The organism is Paraburkholderia sp. MPAMCS5, assembly GCF_036016995.1.
Lineage (GTDB): Bacteria > Pseudomonadota > Gammaproteobacteria > Burkholderiales > Burkholderiaceae > Paraburkholderia.
In genome coordinates this window covers 76,536-91,050 of sequence record NZ_JAYXBK010000018.1, presented here as the reverse complement: position 1 = coordinate 91,050, position 14,515 = coordinate 76,536, and the positions used below count along the sequence as shown (strand labels likewise).

General features: G+C 61.3%; 11 protein-coding genes and 4 pseudogenes. 8 read left to right on the top strand and 7 right to left on the bottom strand.

All coding sequences use genetic code 11. The features are described 5' to 3' along the window. Entirely contained in the window at positions 1-1,341 is a 1,341-nt protein-coding gene (locus VOM14_RS27710) for a glycerate kinase type-2 family protein (RefSeq protein WP_442955592.1), read from the bottom strand. A 158-nt stretch (positions 1,342-1,499) separates the two neighbouring features. Next, complete coding sequence (locus VOM14_RS27705) at positions 1,500-2,594, bottom strand: tartrate dehydrogenase (RefSeq protein ID WP_327631920.1); 1,095 nt, start codon at positions 2,592-2,594, stop codon at positions 1,500-1,502. Between the two features lie 115 nt (positions 2,595-2,709). On the opposite strand from VOM14_RS27705, the gene VOM14_RS27700 reads away from it, so the two are divergent. Then, entirely contained in the window at positions 2,710-3,636 is a 927-nt protein-coding gene (locus VOM14_RS27700) for a LysR family transcriptional regulator (RefSeq protein ID WP_327631919.1), read from the top strand. Positions 3,637-3,692: 56 nt separating this feature from the next. Here the strand turns inward: VOM14_RS27700 and VOM14_RS27695 are convergent. After that, positions 3,693-3,776: pseudogene (locus VOM14_RS27695) on the bottom strand (IS6 family transposase); the annotation flags it as partial. Between the two features lie 105 nt (positions 3,777-3,881). Here VOM14_RS27695 and VOM14_RS27690 point away from each other — a divergent pair. Together VOM14_RS27690 and VOM14_RS27685 are read left to right on the top strand one after the other, a co-directional pair. Continuing rightward, positions 3,882-5,327 carry a DEAD/DEAH box helicase gene (locus tag VOM14_RS27690; RefSeq protein WP_327631918.1) on the top strand — a complete coding sequence of 482 codons (1,446 nt, stop codon included), beginning with the start codon at positions 3,882-3,884 and terminating at the stop codon, positions 5,325-5,327. Positions 5,328-5,433: 106 nt separating this feature from the next. Continuing rightward, a pseudogene (locus VOM14_RS27685) lies at positions 5,434-5,655 on the top strand (EAL domain-containing protein); the annotation flags it as partial. A gap of 494 nt (positions 5,656-6,149) precedes the next feature. On the opposite strand, the gene VOM14_RS27680 reads toward VOM14_RS27685, so the two are convergent. Further along, the gene (locus tag VOM14_RS27680; protein ID WP_327631917.1) at positions 6,150-7,190 is read right to left on the bottom strand and encodes a helix-turn-helix domain-containing protein; all 1,041 of its coding nucleotides are present in this window, start codon (positions 7,188-7,190) and stop codon (positions 6,150-6,152) included. Between the two features lie 185 nt (positions 7,191-7,375). On the opposite strand from VOM14_RS27680, the gene VOM14_RS27675 reads away from it, so the two are divergent. The 3 genes from VOM14_RS27675 (at position 7,376) to VOM14_RS27665 (ending at position 11,103) form a co-directional block, all read left to right on the top strand. Then, positions 7,376-8,197, top strand: a complete 822-nt coding sequence (locus VOM14_RS27675; protein ID WP_327631916.1) for an SDR family NAD(P)-dependent oxidoreductase — start codon at positions 7,376-7,378, stop codon at positions 8,195-8,197. A gap of 52 nt (positions 8,198-8,249) precedes the next feature. After that, positions 8,250-9,707, top strand: coding sequence for an amino acid permease (locus VOM14_RS27670; protein WP_327631915.1), 1,458 nt, complete (start codon positions 8,250-8,252; stop codon positions 9,705-9,707). A gap of 259 nt (positions 9,708-9,966) precedes the next feature. Then, complete coding sequence (locus VOM14_RS27665) at positions 9,967-11,103, top strand: branched-chain amino acid ABC transporter substrate-binding protein (RefSeq protein WP_442955591.1); 1,137 nt, start codon at positions 9,967-9,969, stop codon at positions 11,101-11,103. Here the strand turns inward: VOM14_RS27665 and VOM14_RS27660 are convergent. After that, a pseudogene (locus VOM14_RS27660) lies at positions 11,049-11,546 on the bottom strand (NAD(P)-binding domain-containing protein); the annotation flags it as partial. The gene VOM14_RS27665 and the pseudogene VOM14_RS27660 sit on opposite strands and share 55 nt — an antisense overlap. Before the next feature lie 157 nt (positions 11,547-11,703). Then, complete coding sequence (locus VOM14_RS27655) at positions 11,704-11,955, bottom strand: putative quinol monooxygenase (protein ID WP_327631914.1); 252 nt, start codon at positions 11,953-11,955, stop codon at positions 11,704-11,706. A gap of 3 nt (positions 11,956-11,958) precedes the next feature. Between VOM14_RS27655 and VOM14_RS27650 the strand changes: the two are divergent. Continuing rightward, positions 11,959-12,249 (top strand): annotated as a pseudogene (locus tag VOM14_RS27650) (TRAP transporter large permease subunit); the annotation flags it as partial. Positions 12,250-12,380: 131 nt separating this feature from the next. On the opposite strand, the gene VOM14_RS27645 reads toward VOM14_RS27650, so the two are convergent. Beyond that, on the bottom strand, positions 12,381-13,283 hold the full coding sequence (locus VOM14_RS27645) for a 3-keto-5-aminohexanoate cleavage protein (protein WP_327631913.1): 903 nt from the start codon (positions 13,281-13,283) through the stop codon (positions 12,381-12,383). A gap of 184 nt (positions 13,284-13,467) precedes the next feature. Between VOM14_RS27645 and VOM14_RS27640 the strand changes: the two genes are divergently transcribed. Continuing rightward, positions 13,468-14,511, top strand: a complete 1,044-nt coding sequence (locus VOM14_RS27640; protein ID WP_327631912.1) for a phosphotriesterase family protein — start codon at positions 13,468-13,470, stop codon at positions 14,509-14,511. Positions 14,512-14,515 lie beyond the last annotated feature (4 nt).

The following is a 14,515-nucleotide window of genomic DNA, read 5'->3' as shown; positions in this document are numbered from 1 at the left end:
CTATCGACTCCGGGAAAAATCGCCGTGCTGAGCGGCAATGAAGATGGCACGAAAATCGTTGACGTTGGTCAGCGTCGGCCCGGTGATGACCGAGTCGCCCAGCGCCTGGAAGAAACCGTGCGCGTCGTTGTTTTCAAGGCGCTCGGATGGACGGATACCGCGCTCGCTGGCGCGTTTCAATGTGTCCGGACGCAGCAGTGCGCCCGCGATTTCTTCCTGACCGTCGACGCCGTCGGTGTCGCCCGCGATGGCGAACACGCCCGGCTCGCCTTTCAGCGCGATCCCGAGCGACAGCAGAAATTCGACGTTGCGGCCACCGCGACCATCGCCGCGAATCGTGACGGTCGTCTCACCGCCGGACAGCAGGATGCAGGGCGCCTGGAAGGGCTGTCCGCGGCGGCTGACCTGTCGGGCGATGCCCGCCATGACTGCGCCTACGTCGCGGGCTTCGCCTTCAATGGCGTCGCTGAGAATGTGGACGTCGATGCCGGCCGCGCGCGACTGCCTGGCAGCCGCTTCGAGCGCGAGTTGAGGCGTCGCGATCAGATGCGTTTCGATGTTGGCGAGACGCGGATCGTCCGGCTTCAGCGTTTCCGTGCAGCCGCTCTCAAGCAACGCGATGGCCGTAGGCGAAGCACAGATTTCATAGCGACGCAGTACCCCGAGCGCATCGGCGCACGTCGACGTGTCGGGAACAGTCGGACCCGAGGCGATGTCGGCAATGACGTCGGCGGGCACGTCCGAGATGATCAGGTTGACCACGCGCGCCGGATGGCAAGCCGCCGCGAGCCGGCCGCCCTTGATGGCCGACAGATGCCGGCGCACGCAATTCATTTCGGAAATCGTCGCGCCGCTGGCAAGCAACGCCTGATTGATTTCCTGTTTGTCCTGCAACGTCAGTCCTTCGGCGGGAAGCGGAAGCAGCGACGAGCCGCCGCCGGAGATCAGGCAAATGACCAGATCGTCGGCAGTGAGTCCCGAGACGAGTTCGAGCATGCGTTGCGCAGCCTTCAAACCGTTCTCGTCGGGTACGGGATGCGCGGCTTCGACGATCTCGATCCGCTCGCACGGCACGGCGTATCCGTAGCGCGTGACGACGAGACCTTCCAGCCTGTTCGTCCAGTGTTCTTCGACGGCGCGCGCCATTGCCGCGGAAGCCTTGCCCGCACCGATGACGATGGTGCGTCCGCGCGGCGCTTCAGGAAGGAAGTCGGGCACGCGCAGCGCGGGTTGTGCCGTGGTGATCGCGGCTTTGAACATGTTGTGCAACAGGCCGTCGACGTCGAAATCGCTGTTGACGGCGTCGCTGCCTGGCAGCGTGAGTTGAGCGGTGGCTTTCATCTCTGCTCTCGCAAAGAAAGGGAGCACCGGAGTGCGTAGGGCTTGAACATCGTGTCTTTTGTCTTCTGCCTTTGATTCGCCGCGCTCGGGACGAGCCGGGCCACGGCCGCCGCATGGCGGACCGTGTAGACCCGGCTCCAGTGAGCCTCTGATGAGATTTACGCCGCGTTCGCAGCGGGCGCGGCGGCTTGCTCGATGAAGGCGCAGACGGCGGCCGTCACCTGGGCGGTCGTCGCCGTGCCGCCCAGGTCGCCGGTATGCAGCGACGGGTTCGCGGTCACGGCTTCCACTGCCTGCATCACGCGCTTCGCGGCATCGGCTTCGCCCAGATGTTCGAGCAGCATGACGACCGACCAGAACGTGCCGACCGGATTCGCGAGACCCTTGCCCATGATGTCGAACGCGGAGCCGTGAATCGGCTCGAACATCGACGGAAAGCGGCGTTCCGGATCGATGTTGCCGGTCGGCGCAATGCCGAGGCTGCCGGCGAGCGCGGCGGCGAGATCGCTGAGAATGTCGGCGTGCAGATTGGTGGCGACGATCGTGTCGAGGCTTGCGGGACGGTTGATCATGCGCGCGGTCGACGCATCCACCAGTTCCTTGTCCCACTTCACGTCCGGGAATTCCTTCGAGATTTGCAGCGCGATTTCGTCCCACATCACCATGGCGTGACGTTGCGCGTTGCTCTTCGTGATGACGGTCAGCAACTTGCGCGGACGCGACTGCGCGAGGCGGAACGCGAAGCGCATGATGCGCTCGACGCCGGCGCGGGTCATGATCGACACGTCCGTCGCGGCTTCAATGGGATGACCCTGGTGCGCGCGGCCGCCCACGCCGGAATATTCGCCTTCCGAGTTTTCGCGCACGATCACCCAGTTCAGGTCTTCGGGCTTGCAGCGCTTGAGCGGCGCGTCGATGCCGGGCAGGATGCGCGTCGGGCGGACGTTCGCGTACTGGTCGAAGCCCTGGCAGATCTTCAGACGCAGGCCCCACAGCGTGATGTGATCGGGGATGTCCGGGTCGCCGGCCGAGCCGAACAGAATCGCGTCCTTGTCGCGGATCGCGTCGAGTCCGTCCGCCGGCATCATCATGCCATGCTGGCGATAGTAGTCGCCGCCCCAGTCGAAGTTTTCGAATTCGAACGCGAACGACTTCGTGGTCTTCGCGAGTGCGTCGAGAACTTGCGCGCCGGCCGGCACGACTTCCTTGCCGATGCCGTCGCCGGGAATGGTCGCGATGCGATAGGTTTTCATGCTGTGTCTCCGTCCTTCGTGTGTTTGCGGTGTGACTGAACTCTACCTACATCTGAATGCAAAAACCGGTGCTAGAATAAAAGCATCTTTAACTAAAATTCATAAATTAAAAGCCATGCGCGACACCGTCCATCCCGCGGATCTCAGCTTTTTTTCGACGCTCGCGGCGTGCGGCAGTCTGAGCGCGGCGGCGCGAGAATTGGGGCTCACGGCCGCGGCGGTCAGCAAGCGGCTCACGCAGATGGAAAGCCGCGCGGGCGTGGCGCTCGTCAACCGCACGACACGCCGGATGATGCTCACGCCCGAAGGCGAGCTGTATCTTCAGCATGCGCGCAGGATTCTCGACGAGATCGACGAGCTGGCAGAACTGCTGGGCACGGCGAAGAAGAGTCCGAAGGGACTACTGCGTGTGAACGCAACACTCGGGTTCGGACGCAGCCATGTAGCGCCAGCGATTTCGCGCTTTGTCTTGAAATATCCGCAGGTCTCGGTTCAGCTTCAACTGTCGGTCACGCCGCCGCCGCTCACGGACGACACCTTCGACGTCTGTATCCGCTTCGGCGAGCCGCCCGATACGCGAGTGGTCGCGCGGCGTCTCGCGGGCAACCGGCGGTTGCTGTGTGCTGCGCCTTCGTACATAGCGTCGCGGGGGATGCCGATGACGGCGCACGACCTCACGCGGCACAACTGCATCGGCATTCGCCAGGGCGACGAAGCTTATGGCGTGTGGCGCCTGACCTCGGGCAGAGGCGCGTCGCGCAAGACTGAGGCGGTGCGGGTCAATGGAACGCTGACCACGAACGATGGCGGAATCGCCGTGAAGTGGGCGCTGGAGGGACACGGCGTTCTGATGCGGGCTGAATGGGACATCGAGCAATATCTGGCTGACGGCTCATTGGTCCAGGTTCTGCCCGATCACGACACGCCGAACGCGGACATCTTCGCGGTCTATTCGCAGCGGCATCAAATGTCGAACCGCATTCGTGCGTTCGTCGACTTCATCGCGCAGGATCTTGGAAGTGAAGCGGGCGAACCCGCCTAGACGGTTCGGCCCTTGGCGGATCATGTGACGATTTTGCTGCCGGACAGCATGACGGGTTTGATGGCGCGGTGGTCCTGCGCGACGATGTTGTTCAGGTATTTGTTTTGGCCGATCTTGATCGGCGTCGGTCGCCCGGCACTGCTACTTTTTCGGTGACGACCAACGTCGATCTTTTTGCCCGTTGATCTGCGCGGCGCAATAAGGCCGTAACCGCTAAAATTGCGGTTTTCGCCCGGAATACGCCAATGTCTTTTGCCTCGCTTGGCCTGATCGAACTCTTGCTGCGCAATGTGCAAGACCTCAATTACCAGACACCTACGCCGGTGCAGGCCAAGGCGATTCCTGCTGTGCTCAGTGGCAAGGACGTCATGGCTGAGGCACAGACCGGCACCGGCAAAACGGCGGGTTTTGCGCTGCCGCTGTTGCAACGGCTCGTGCAGCACGGCCCGGCTGTGTCCAGCAACCGCGCGCGCGTTCTGGTGCTGGTGCCCACGCGCGAACTGGCCGAACAGGTGCTGCAAAGCTTTATCGAATACGGCAAAGGCCTCGACTTACGATTTCTGGCCGCCTACGGCGGCGTGAGTATCAACCCGCAGATGATGAAGTTGCGCAAAGGCGTCGACGTGCTCGTTGCCACGCCGGGCCGTCTGCTGGATCTCAATCGCCAGAACGCCGTGCAGTTCGATCAGGTACAAACGCTGGTGCTGGATGAAGCCGACCGCATGCTGGACCTGGGCTTTGCGCGCGAACTCAACGCCGTCTTTGCTGCCTTGCCCGCTCAGCGCCAGACTCTGTTGTTCTCCGCCACGTTTACCGACGATATCCGCGCCATGGCGACGGACATTCTGCGCGGCCCGGTCAATATCAGCGTCAGCCCGCCCAATGCCACGGCCAGCAAGATCAGGCAGTGGGTGGTGCCGGTGGATAAAAGGAACAAGCCTGAGCTCTTCATGCACCTCGTGGCTGAGAACAACTGGAAGCACGCGCTGGTGTTCGTCAAAACCCGCAATGGCGTGGATTACCTCGCGGCCATGCTGGACGAAGCGGGTTATGCGGTCGACACCATCCACGGCGACAAACCGCAACCCGCGCGCCTGCGTGCGCTGGAGCGCTTCAAGACGAGCGAAGTACACATGCTGGTAGCCACCGATGTGGCCGCGCGCGGGCTCGATATCGACGACCTGCCGCTGGTGATCAACGTCGATCTGCCGATCGTGGCGCAGGACTATGTGCACCGTATTGGCCGTACGGGCCGCGCGGGCGCCAGCGGCGTGGCGGTGTCCCTTGTGTGTGCCGATGAAGCGCCGCAACTGGCCGCGATTGAAGCGTTGATCCGGCAAACGCTGCGTCGTGAAGAAGAGCCGGGTTTCGAAGCCGAACACCGCGTGCCGGAAACCAGCGCGACGGGCCAGATCATCAGGAAACCGAAGAAACCTAAGAAGCCCAAAGTGCCGCAAGCTGCACCGGGCGGCAAGCAGGTGGTCAGCAAAAAGCTGCGCCCGCAAATTGGCGAAAACAAACGCAAGCCCGCGGCGCAGCGCGCTGTGGCCGGGGGTAAAGGCGCAAGCTTGTCGAGTGCTAACCCATTCAGCGTGCAAAAGCCGGGCAGCAAACCCGCCAGCAAACCCGCAGCGAGTTCACGTAAGCCGGCGGGCAAACCGGCTGGTGGTCGCGGCAAACGTCCATCCTGATCCGTGGGGACGGGGAACGCCAGCCCGGAAACAGGCTGGCGGTTTTGCGGCCCGTTGGAAGACAGCGGCGCGGCTTTTGCGTGCAGCGGGTTGGGGGTAACTGCGCGTGAATCAGGTGGACGCGGGCGGCGCCGACCTCATTGTGGGCGTCGTCGCTGTCGCAACGCATTATGGGTTACAGGTCATTGCGGAAGGCGTCGAGACCGAATCCCACCACGCTGCGTTGCTCGCAACGGGAGTGCCATTCGCACAAGGATATCTCTATCAAAGGCCGGTGAGAGCGGGGCAGTTCGCGCAGCGGCGGCATGAAATAGCGATGGTCTCCTGAACAAGCGCCCCGCGCGAAGCTTTGCAACAACCGTGCGACGGACCGATGCGGCCGAAAGGGCAGCGGCGCGTGGGCTCAACCGGAAACGGGCAGCGCAAGCTGCCCATATGGGTCGTCGCACGCGGCCTCATAAAGCCTTCGATGCTCGACGCGATTGAGCGGCCCGTCGCGTCACCTCAATCACCGCTGTCGATCGGAGCCAGCGCCTTTTGTGGCACTGGTCGCGCTCGCCAAGCCAAGCCAAGCATGCCGGTCAAAAGATGTACCTGTTATTTTTGGAAATAATTAGGGCCGAGTGTTTGTTGCCTAGCGCACACGTGACAGTTTTATGACGCGTTACTTTCGGTACTGGAAAACCTGTCAGTTTCCGCAACGGAGGGATTTTTTGACGGCCCACCAACTCGACCTGGTGGGTTTTTTTTCGTTTGTTCAAAAAGCCGCTAGCAACTGAATTGCCGTCGATCGACGTTCCCTTCGATGTGCTGGACGGTCTCTCAATCGCGGCGCGAAAAACGCCTTGTCGTCGCGGAGGGCAACTCACCGAACATGACACGATAGTCATGCGCGAAGCTGCTGAGGTGCCAGAAGCCCCATTTCGTTGCTGCCGACGTCACGGACTCGCCGACCCTCAATTGCCGTCGCACGTGATTCAGGCGCACCGCCCGAAGGTATGCGATTGGATTAAGGCCAAGCGCTTCCTGGAAGGCGTACTGCAACGTCCTTCTGCTGACGCCCAACTGCACGCACAGCTCGGCAATCGATAATGGACAACTCGCGGGGTTCTGAAGATTTTCCTGCACCGAATTCACAAGCGACCAGTATTTTGTCGGGCCGACAGTGGTGGCTGCAGCACCCGGAGCAACCGAAATGACTTCGGAAATCGCATAGAGGATCGTTCTTTCGAGAAGCTCGATGCGCTCGTCAGTGTCTGCCTGTTCGCCGGGCGATGATTGTGCGGCGGCAGCGAGCGTCTGCTTGAGAAGGTCGCGCAGGTTGCCTGCGGTTTCGGCGGCCATTGGGATGAGCGGGCCCATCGGTCGGGAAACCAGCGACGTTCCTAACACACGCATCGAATCCGACGACAGCTTCTCGGGTTCTATTTCGACATTCACGAGAACATGCCGGTCCGGCGAGAAGAACTCGAACTCAGAGCCGCTGGAGAAGACATGCAGGCTGTCACGTTCGCTTTTTTCTCCACACATTCTGGCGTGGCCTTCCAGCTCCAATGGAACGGCGACAGCCAACCTGTTAGAAGGCACCGACCCTTGCTGCATGATGACTTTGTCCAACTGCTCGACCAGCAACCTGATCCCGCCGAGTGAAACGATGGACGACGAGCCGTGGAAGAGACCGCGTGAGATCTGCGTGTATTGGAGGCTCCAGCCGTCGAATGCACGTGCCTGCTCGTCCACGTCGGTAAATGAGCTAAATGCGACCGTGCGTGCCAGAAGCCGGGCACTCGAAGAAGTCGTCGAAACGGGGGGCATACTCATCAGAGAAAAGCGGGGTGCCGCATCATGTGATCTTTCGTCCATGGACGATAACGCGCCGTGGAGGCAAATCAGATGCCCGTGCAAACCCTTACTTGCCGAAATACGATAGTGCTCAAAAAAGCGGTCTTCTAGAGTGAGATCAACCCGCAAGCCGCGACCTTCGCCTGGGGATTCGGCGATACCGTCGCGGGGTGACGCGGGATGTGCGGCTCTACGGAGACAGAAAGATGGACATGAAAGCGCGAACTGCCGATGAAGGCCTTTTGACCTCCTCAATCAACCCTTCGCGACTTCAGGACCGAAAGGTCTTGATCACCGGCGGCGCGGGCGGCATGGGTCGCGCCGCGTCGCTGCTATTCGCACGACACGGCGCCGAACTGGCAATCATCGATATCGCGCGGGATGCGGGCGAACAGGTGGTGGACGAGATCCGCAGCAAAGGCGGCCGCGCAACGTTTTATCAGGCGGACGCATCGAGCTCTGAACAGATCGGCGCTGCGGTCCGCGCGGCCACCGAGTCGCTCGGATGGGTCGACTGCCTGTTCAACCACGCGGGAACAATTGTGGTGAAGCCGCTGCACGAGACCACGGACGAGGACTACGACCGGCTCATGGCGATCAACGCCCGGTCCGCCTTCCTCACCTGCCGGGCTGTGCTACCGGGAATGGTCGCGCGCGGCAAAGGCAGCATTGTCATTACGTCATCAATCGGCGGCGAGAAAGGGTTCGCGCTTGAAAGCGTGTATTGCATGACGAAGGGGGCGGTCCTGCAACTCGCTCGTTCCATCGCAGCTGAGTACCGAGGCAATGGCATCCGCTGCAACGCGATCTGCCCGGGATTCGTCCGTACCGCTCATGGCCTTCGTGAGATCGATGAGCTTGACCGGCTGGGCCAGAAATGGGAAGACGCGGGCCTCGCCGACACTCAGGTCCGCATTTGCGAAGCCGAAGAAGCAGCATCGGCGGCACTTTTCCTTTTGTCGGATGACGCCAGTTTCATCAACGGCGCCGCCCTTTATGTTGACAACGGCTGGTACTCCAAAGGCTAGTCGTCAGCGAAAGTTATCGAATCACCGAAGTGCAGACAGCCAGGAGTTCGAAATGACTCACAGAGAAAAATCACGATCTGAAGCACGCGAGAGCGAAGACAGCAGATTGCTGGCGCTAGGCTATCAGCCGCAATTTCGCCGCGTTCTCGGTCTCTTCGCCGACTTTTCCCTCGGCTATTCCTATATGAGCCCGATGGCAGGCGTGTTTGCCCTGTTCTCGACAGCGCTCATGGCCGCTGGACCGGCCTTCTTCTGGACGATGCCGGTGGTGCTCGCGGGCCAGGCGTTCGTATGCCTGGTATTCGCGGAGGCAGCGTCTGCCTATCCGATCGCCGGCGGCATCTATCAATGGGCGCGCCAGTTCGGTGGAACGCGTTGGGGATTCCTGACAGCGTGGATTTATCTGTTCGCACTCGTTGGAACCGGGGCTGGCATCGCTGCCGGCGGAGCGCCTTTCCTCGCCAGCCTTCTGGGCGCGCCCGCGACGCCGACGTTCAACGCGATCGCGGGCATTGCGATCGCCGCCATTGCGATAGCGGCGAACTTCGCAGGGACTCGCGTGCTGGCAAAAGCCACGGAAGTCGGGGTCTGGGCGGGCATCATTGGGCTCGTCGTGTGCGGCGTCTATATGCTCTTTTTCGCTCGTGTGCAGCCGCTTTCGATCATCTGGAATTCATATAACGTCGCACATGGGAACTATACGGCGGCACTGTTTTCGGCGGGCCTCATCGGCATCTGGATCTTCTATGGCTTCGAAGCCTGCGGAGATCTGGCGGAGGAAGTCGAAGGGGCGTCCCACGCGGTACCGCGAGCCATGCTGCTGACTATCGTATGTGGCGGCACGTCCGCATTGCTCATGACGGTTGGCCTGCTGTTCGCGATTCCTGATCTGGCCGGCGCGCTCAGCGGCAAGGTTGCTGATCCAGCGAGCGCCGCGATCCAGCAGGCAATGGGCCCACTGGGTCTGAAGATCACGATGGTGTGCCTGCTTGCCGTGGTGGTCAGTGCGGTCGCGTCGGTCATCGCCTCGATCAGTCGCCTGATGTTCTCGCTTGGCCGGGACAACATGATCATCGGCGCCCGCTTCCTGGGACGACTCAGCCGAACGCGCCAGCAACCCGTTCCTGCGATCTGGACGACGTCTGGACTGACCATTCTTGTTCTGTCGGTCGGGTTCATCTCCGCCAATGCAGCGACGCAGATCATCAGCTTCGCCACGACCGGGATTTACGCGGCGTTCCAGATGGTGGTGGTCGCCTCTCTGGTCTCCAGTCTTAGAGGTTGGCGTTCCGACGGCGCTTTTCAACTTGGTGTGAAAGGGATTGTCATCAAGATTATCGCGCTGGCTTTTGGAATCGCTTCGATCATCGATCTTGCCTGGCCGAGAACGCCCGAAGCAGGCTGGTTCGCCAACTGGCTCATTGTGATTTCCATGGTCGTCATTGTCGTTGCCGGCTTGATCCAGATGGCCAGGCTCGAGTTGCCATCGAACAGATTAACGATGGAATAAAGTACGACCGCGCATCGTGTCGATGCACACTCGTTAAGTGATGGAATCTCGGCCGCTTGCGCGCGACGCTAGTGTTAATCCGTAGAAATGAAAGCGGAGTTTTGACGCAAAATGTTTGTGGCCACTTTTGTCCGGAGTGTAGACGCGGCGATATAAGGGGCGAGTCGCAAGCTTTAGGAATGAATGTGAAGAAAAAGGTAATCCGATGCAGAAGGTACCGGCTCGGATTTTCGACATTCCTCTGATCGAGGTGCTTGTCATGAAAATGCTTCATTCACTCATCGCGGCCTCCGCGCTCTGCATGGCCCCGCTCGTCGCCAATGCGCAGCAAACCGTCAAGATCGGCGTTTCTGCGCCGCTCACTGGGCTGGGCGCGGCCAATGGCAAGGACATCGAGAACGGCGTGCGTCTGGCGGTGGAAGAGGCGAACGCGCAACACCCCAACATCGGCGGACAGCCGATACAGTTTGAACTCGCATCGGTCGACGATCAGGGCGATCCGCGCGTCGGAGTGCAAGTAGCGCAGAAGCTCGTAGACGACGGTGTCGTGGTCGTGGTCGGCTATTACAACTCCGGCGTCGCGCTTCCCTCTTCGCCGATCTTCGCGCGCGCGGGTATCCCGCTAATCGATCCCGCGGCGACCAATCCGGCAATTACGCGCCAGGGCTTGAATAACGTGTTCCGCATCATCGCGACCGATACGCAGAACTCGGGCAACGCAGGCACCTATGCCGTGAAGGTCACACAAGCGAAGCGGATCGCGGTAATGGACGACCGGACTGCATTCGGACAAGGCGCGGTCGAAGAATTCAAGAAGGCCGCGAAGGCGGCCGGCGGTCAGATCGTGGCCGAAGAATATACCAACGACAAAGCTGTCGAGTTCAACGCGCAACTGACGAACATCAAGTCGGCCAACGCCGACCTGCTGTACTTCGGCGGACTGGATGGCCAGGCGGGCCTGATCGTCAAGCGCATGAAGCAGCTCGGTTTGCACGCACAATTTGTTGGTAGCGGCGGCATTGCCGATAGCGTCTTCATCGGTAATGCAGGAAGCGCAGCCGAAGGCGCGATGGCTTGGGAATATGGCCGACCTGTCGATTCATTGCCCGAAGGCCGCGCATTTGCGGAAAAATTCAAGAAACGCTTCGGCGCGGACACGCTGACGTACGCGCCCTTCGCCTACGACTGCGCGGCACTCGCCATCACAGCCATGAAGCAGGCGAATTCGGTGAAGCCGGCGGTGTTCATGCAAACGCTCCGCACGATTCAATACAACGGCATTACCGGTCATATCGCGTTTGATAAATACGGCGATCTGAATAATCCGACGTCGACGCTTTATCAGGTCAAGTCGATGAAATGGCAACCGGTGACGACCATTGGTGCGGAAAAGTGAACGAGGTCGCTGCACATCGGCATGATTGAAGTGACGCAGCCGGAACACTCGCGCGAGAAACCGCTCGATAGTGCAACGGGAGCGACCGTTCCGAAACACGGTTGCTTTTCTTTTCGCGCACCTTTCGCAGTTCCCTCGATCGTCCTGCAACAGAATTTCATGTCTCGGCAAGCCCGTTTCGTCTGCGCAATTCCCGGATCAGTGATGCCGCGCGCCTTTGCCGCGTCGGCGTGACGCAGCGCCGCGTCGGCGGGGATTGAACTCATCACGATCAGCACGCTGCCGGCGCGCATCGCTGTCATTACGCCGTGCTCGCCAAGCAGAATGCTGTCGCACGCCGGCCCCGAACTCAGCATGCAGATCACGACGTCGGCGTCGCTCACGGCGTCGCTTGCGTGGTCGGCGATGCCGACGCCCGCCGGGGCGAGCGCCGCCGTTTTGTCGCGGGTGCGGTTTCAGGCGGCGACGCGGTAGCCGGCTCCGGCTATCCGGCGACCCATGGGCGAACCCATGATGCCGGTGCCAAGAAAGCCTACGACAAGGGACGCGCGCATCATGACTGCTCGCGGGCGCCGAAGCGTACCGCGTGCTCGGCGACGATCAGCGCCGGAAAACCCGCGCGAAAGCGCTCCAGATGCGCAGTTGCAAGTGCGCGTCGAAAGCCGCGTGATCGTCGTACACCTCGTAAAACACGACTCGCGGCGGCGTTTCGTCGATCCGGACGATATCGAACTGACGGCAGCCGGCCTCGTCGGCGAGAGAGTGCCGCGCGTCGTCGCGGGCGAGCGCGAGAAAGTCCGCAAGACAGTCGGACTTCACCTCGAACTCCGCGATGACCACAAACGGTTTCAATGCCAGGTTCGCCGCACGTTCGTGGTCGCATTGCCCGCGCTCGTGCTTCCATTCCTGATTCGAAGCGCCGTGATGGAGGGCATCGCGACGGCGACCGAAGTCTCGACGATCGGCATCGCGTACTCGCTCCTGATCGGGCTGCTGATCTATCGTGGCGGGCTGACGTGGAAGTCGGTTCTTCCGATGCTGCTTCAGACCGCGGCGCTCTCCGGCGCAATCCTTTTCATTGACGACGCGGCGAGCGCGATGGGCTGGGCGCTGACGCAGTCTGGCTTCTCCCACGACCTCTCGAAAGCGGAGGTAGATCCTCGGCACAAACGGGAAGGACTATTAATCCAGTCGATGAGCGAGCTGAGCTCCGATAAATCGAGTTCTCTGTGAGCTTTCCGAAAGTACATCGAAGGCACGTCCGCCGACATTTGCGACTAGCTATGCAAATGGGGGGCCGGTCTCAAGCCGATGATGTCGCGCGCCTGCGCCGGCGTGGCCGGCTCGTAACCCATCTCGCGCACGAGCCGCACGATGCGTTCAGTCAGTTGCACATTCGTCGCGAGTTCGCCGGGCCCGTAGTACAAGTTGTCTTCGAGACCCACGCGCACGTGTCCGCCCAGCAGGAGCGAATTCATCGCCGAAGGCAGTTGCGCGGGGCCAATGCCGCTGACGCAAAAGATACTGCCTTTGGGCAAGAGATCCACCATCGAATGCAATACGCGCGGCGTATAGGGCATGGCGTTCTGGAAGCCACGATGCGCGCCGAGCACGATGTTGACGAAGAACGGTTCCGTATCGAAACCGGCGGCCGTGAGCGCCGCCACGTCCTGGACGATGTGCGTCGGGCTGAACACTTCCCACTCGGGTTTGATGCCGCGCTTTTTCATTTCCGCCGCGAGTTGCTTCGAGCGCTGCGGCGAGGTGTGCATCAGCAGTTCCTTGTCATCGAAACTCGCGATGATGGTGGTCGCGTCGAGCGTGCACATTTCCGCGCCCGCTTCGAGTCCCTTCAGCCGCTCCTCCCAGAGAATCTCCCAATATCCGTTCGGCGCCTGCGCGATCATGTCGCCGTGCACGCCGCCGCCGGTCGAGTTGTTGATGACGATGTCGCATTGCGCGCGAATGCGAGCGTTGATGTCGCGATAGATCGCGGGATCGCAAGTCGCGCCGTCGTCGGGGCGGCGCGCGTGAATCGCCACCACGCTCGCGCCCGCGTTGAAACAGTCGTACACGTCGCTGGCGATTTCGTCGGGTTGCGTCGGCAAGTTCGGGTTCTGCTTCTTGCTAGCCATGCCGCCGGTCGGTGCAATGGTCACGATGACTTTCGGTTTACTCATGGGTGCCGTCTCCGCAAGATGTTGTTGCGCTTGGCCAAATTTATTTGACCAAGGAACAGTTGTTTGTTGTTCAGCGTACAATGAAATTTATTCCCGCTTCGTGGACGCATCAACCTGGGGATAACCTGAGCCTGGTCTGTCTGGCTCGCGCTTGCCGCTTCAACCCTCTCATGGACGCCGCCATATGAATGAACCGCTTTCGCGCAAGGGCCGCATTCAGACCGTGCTCGGCCTGATCGAACCCGAAGCGCTCGGTCCAGCGCTGATGCACGAGCATCTGCTGATCGATCTCGTGCCGCCGCGTCTCGCCGAAGACGCCGATCACGATCAGACCGACATCGACATCTGCAATTGCTGGAAGATCAACTACGGGCAGTTGCGGTCGCTGAAAAACTATCGGCTCGACCAGAAGGAAGTGGCGATCGAGGAAGTGGCGGAATTTCGCGCGGCTGGCGGGGCGGCCATCGTCGATCTGACCACGGGCGGGCTAAAGCCCGATCCCGAAGGGCTCGCGCATATTGCGCGCGAAACGGGCGTGCATGTGGTGATGGGCTGCGGCCACTACGTGCACGAGTATCAGGACCCCGCGAACGCGCAGCGCAGCATCGACGACTTCGCGCGCGAGATGATCGGGCAGATCACGGAAGGCGCGTGGGGCACGCAGGTACGCGCGGGCATCATCGGGGAGATCGGCTGCCAGTCGCCGTGGACCGATCTGGAAAGGCGCGTCGTGCACGGTGCGCTGCTCGCGCAGCAGGACACGGGCGCGGCGCTCAACATTCATCCAGGCCGTCACGCCGATCAGCCGCAGGAACTCGTCGATACGATCCGGCGTCTGGGTTTTCCGCTGGAGCGCGTCATCATCAGTCACATAGACCGCACGATTTTCGACGACGAACGGCTGCTGCGCCTCGCCGACTCGGGCTGCGTGATCGAATTCGATCTGTTCGGTTGGGAGCAGAGCGCCTATCCGATGTCAGACATCGACATGCCCAACGACGGCGCGCGCCTGCGCATGGTGCGCTCGCTGTTCGACCACGGACACGCGGAGCGCGTGCTCATCAGCCACGACATCTGCACGCGCACGCGTCTGGGCCGGTACGGTGGCCATGGTTATCAGCACATCTTCGCCAATATCGTACCGCGCATGCTGCGGCGTGGCTTCACGCAGGAAGAAATCGACGCGCTGCTCACGCGCAATCCGCGCCGTCTGCTGACGTTCGTTTGAAGTG

Coding starts and splice junctions, on each gene's coding strand:
- VOM14_RS27710 (WP_442955592.1), bottom strand. CDS start 1,341: ATGAAAGCCACCGCTCAACTCACGCTGCCAGGCAGCGACGCCGTCAAC.
- VOM14_RS27705 (WP_327631920.1), bottom strand. CDS start 2,594: ATGAAAACCTATCGCATCGCGACCATTCCCGGCGACGGCATCGGCAAG.
- VOM14_RS27700 (WP_327631919.1), top strand. CDS start 2,710: ATGCGCGACACCGTCCATCCCGCGGATCTCAGCTTTTTTTCGACGCTC.
- VOM14_RS27690 (WP_327631918.1), top strand. CDS start 3,882: ATGTCTTTTGCCTCGCTTGGCCTGATCGAACTCTTGCTGCGCAATGTG.
- VOM14_RS27680 (WP_327631917.1), bottom strand. CDS start 7,190: ATGGACGAAAGATCACATGATGCGGCACCCCGCTTTTCTCTGATGAGT.
- VOM14_RS27675 (WP_327631916.1), top strand. CDS start 7,376: ATGGACATGAAAGCGCGAACTGCCGATGAAGGCCTTTTGACCTCCTCA.
- VOM14_RS27670 (WP_327631915.1), top strand. CDS start 8,250: ATGACTCACAGAGAAAAATCACGATCTGAAGCACGCGAGAGCGAAGAC.
- VOM14_RS27665 (WP_442955591.1), top strand. CDS start 9,967: ATGAAAATGCTTCATTCACTCATCGCGGCCTCCGCGCTCTGCATGGCC.
- VOM14_RS27645 (WP_327631913.1), bottom strand. CDS start 13,283: ATGAGTAAACCGAAAGTCATCGTGACCATTGCACCGACCGGCGGCATG.
- VOM14_RS27640 (WP_327631912.1), top strand. CDS start 13,468: ATGAATGAACCGCTTTCGCGCAAGGGCCGCATTCAGACCGTGCTCGGC.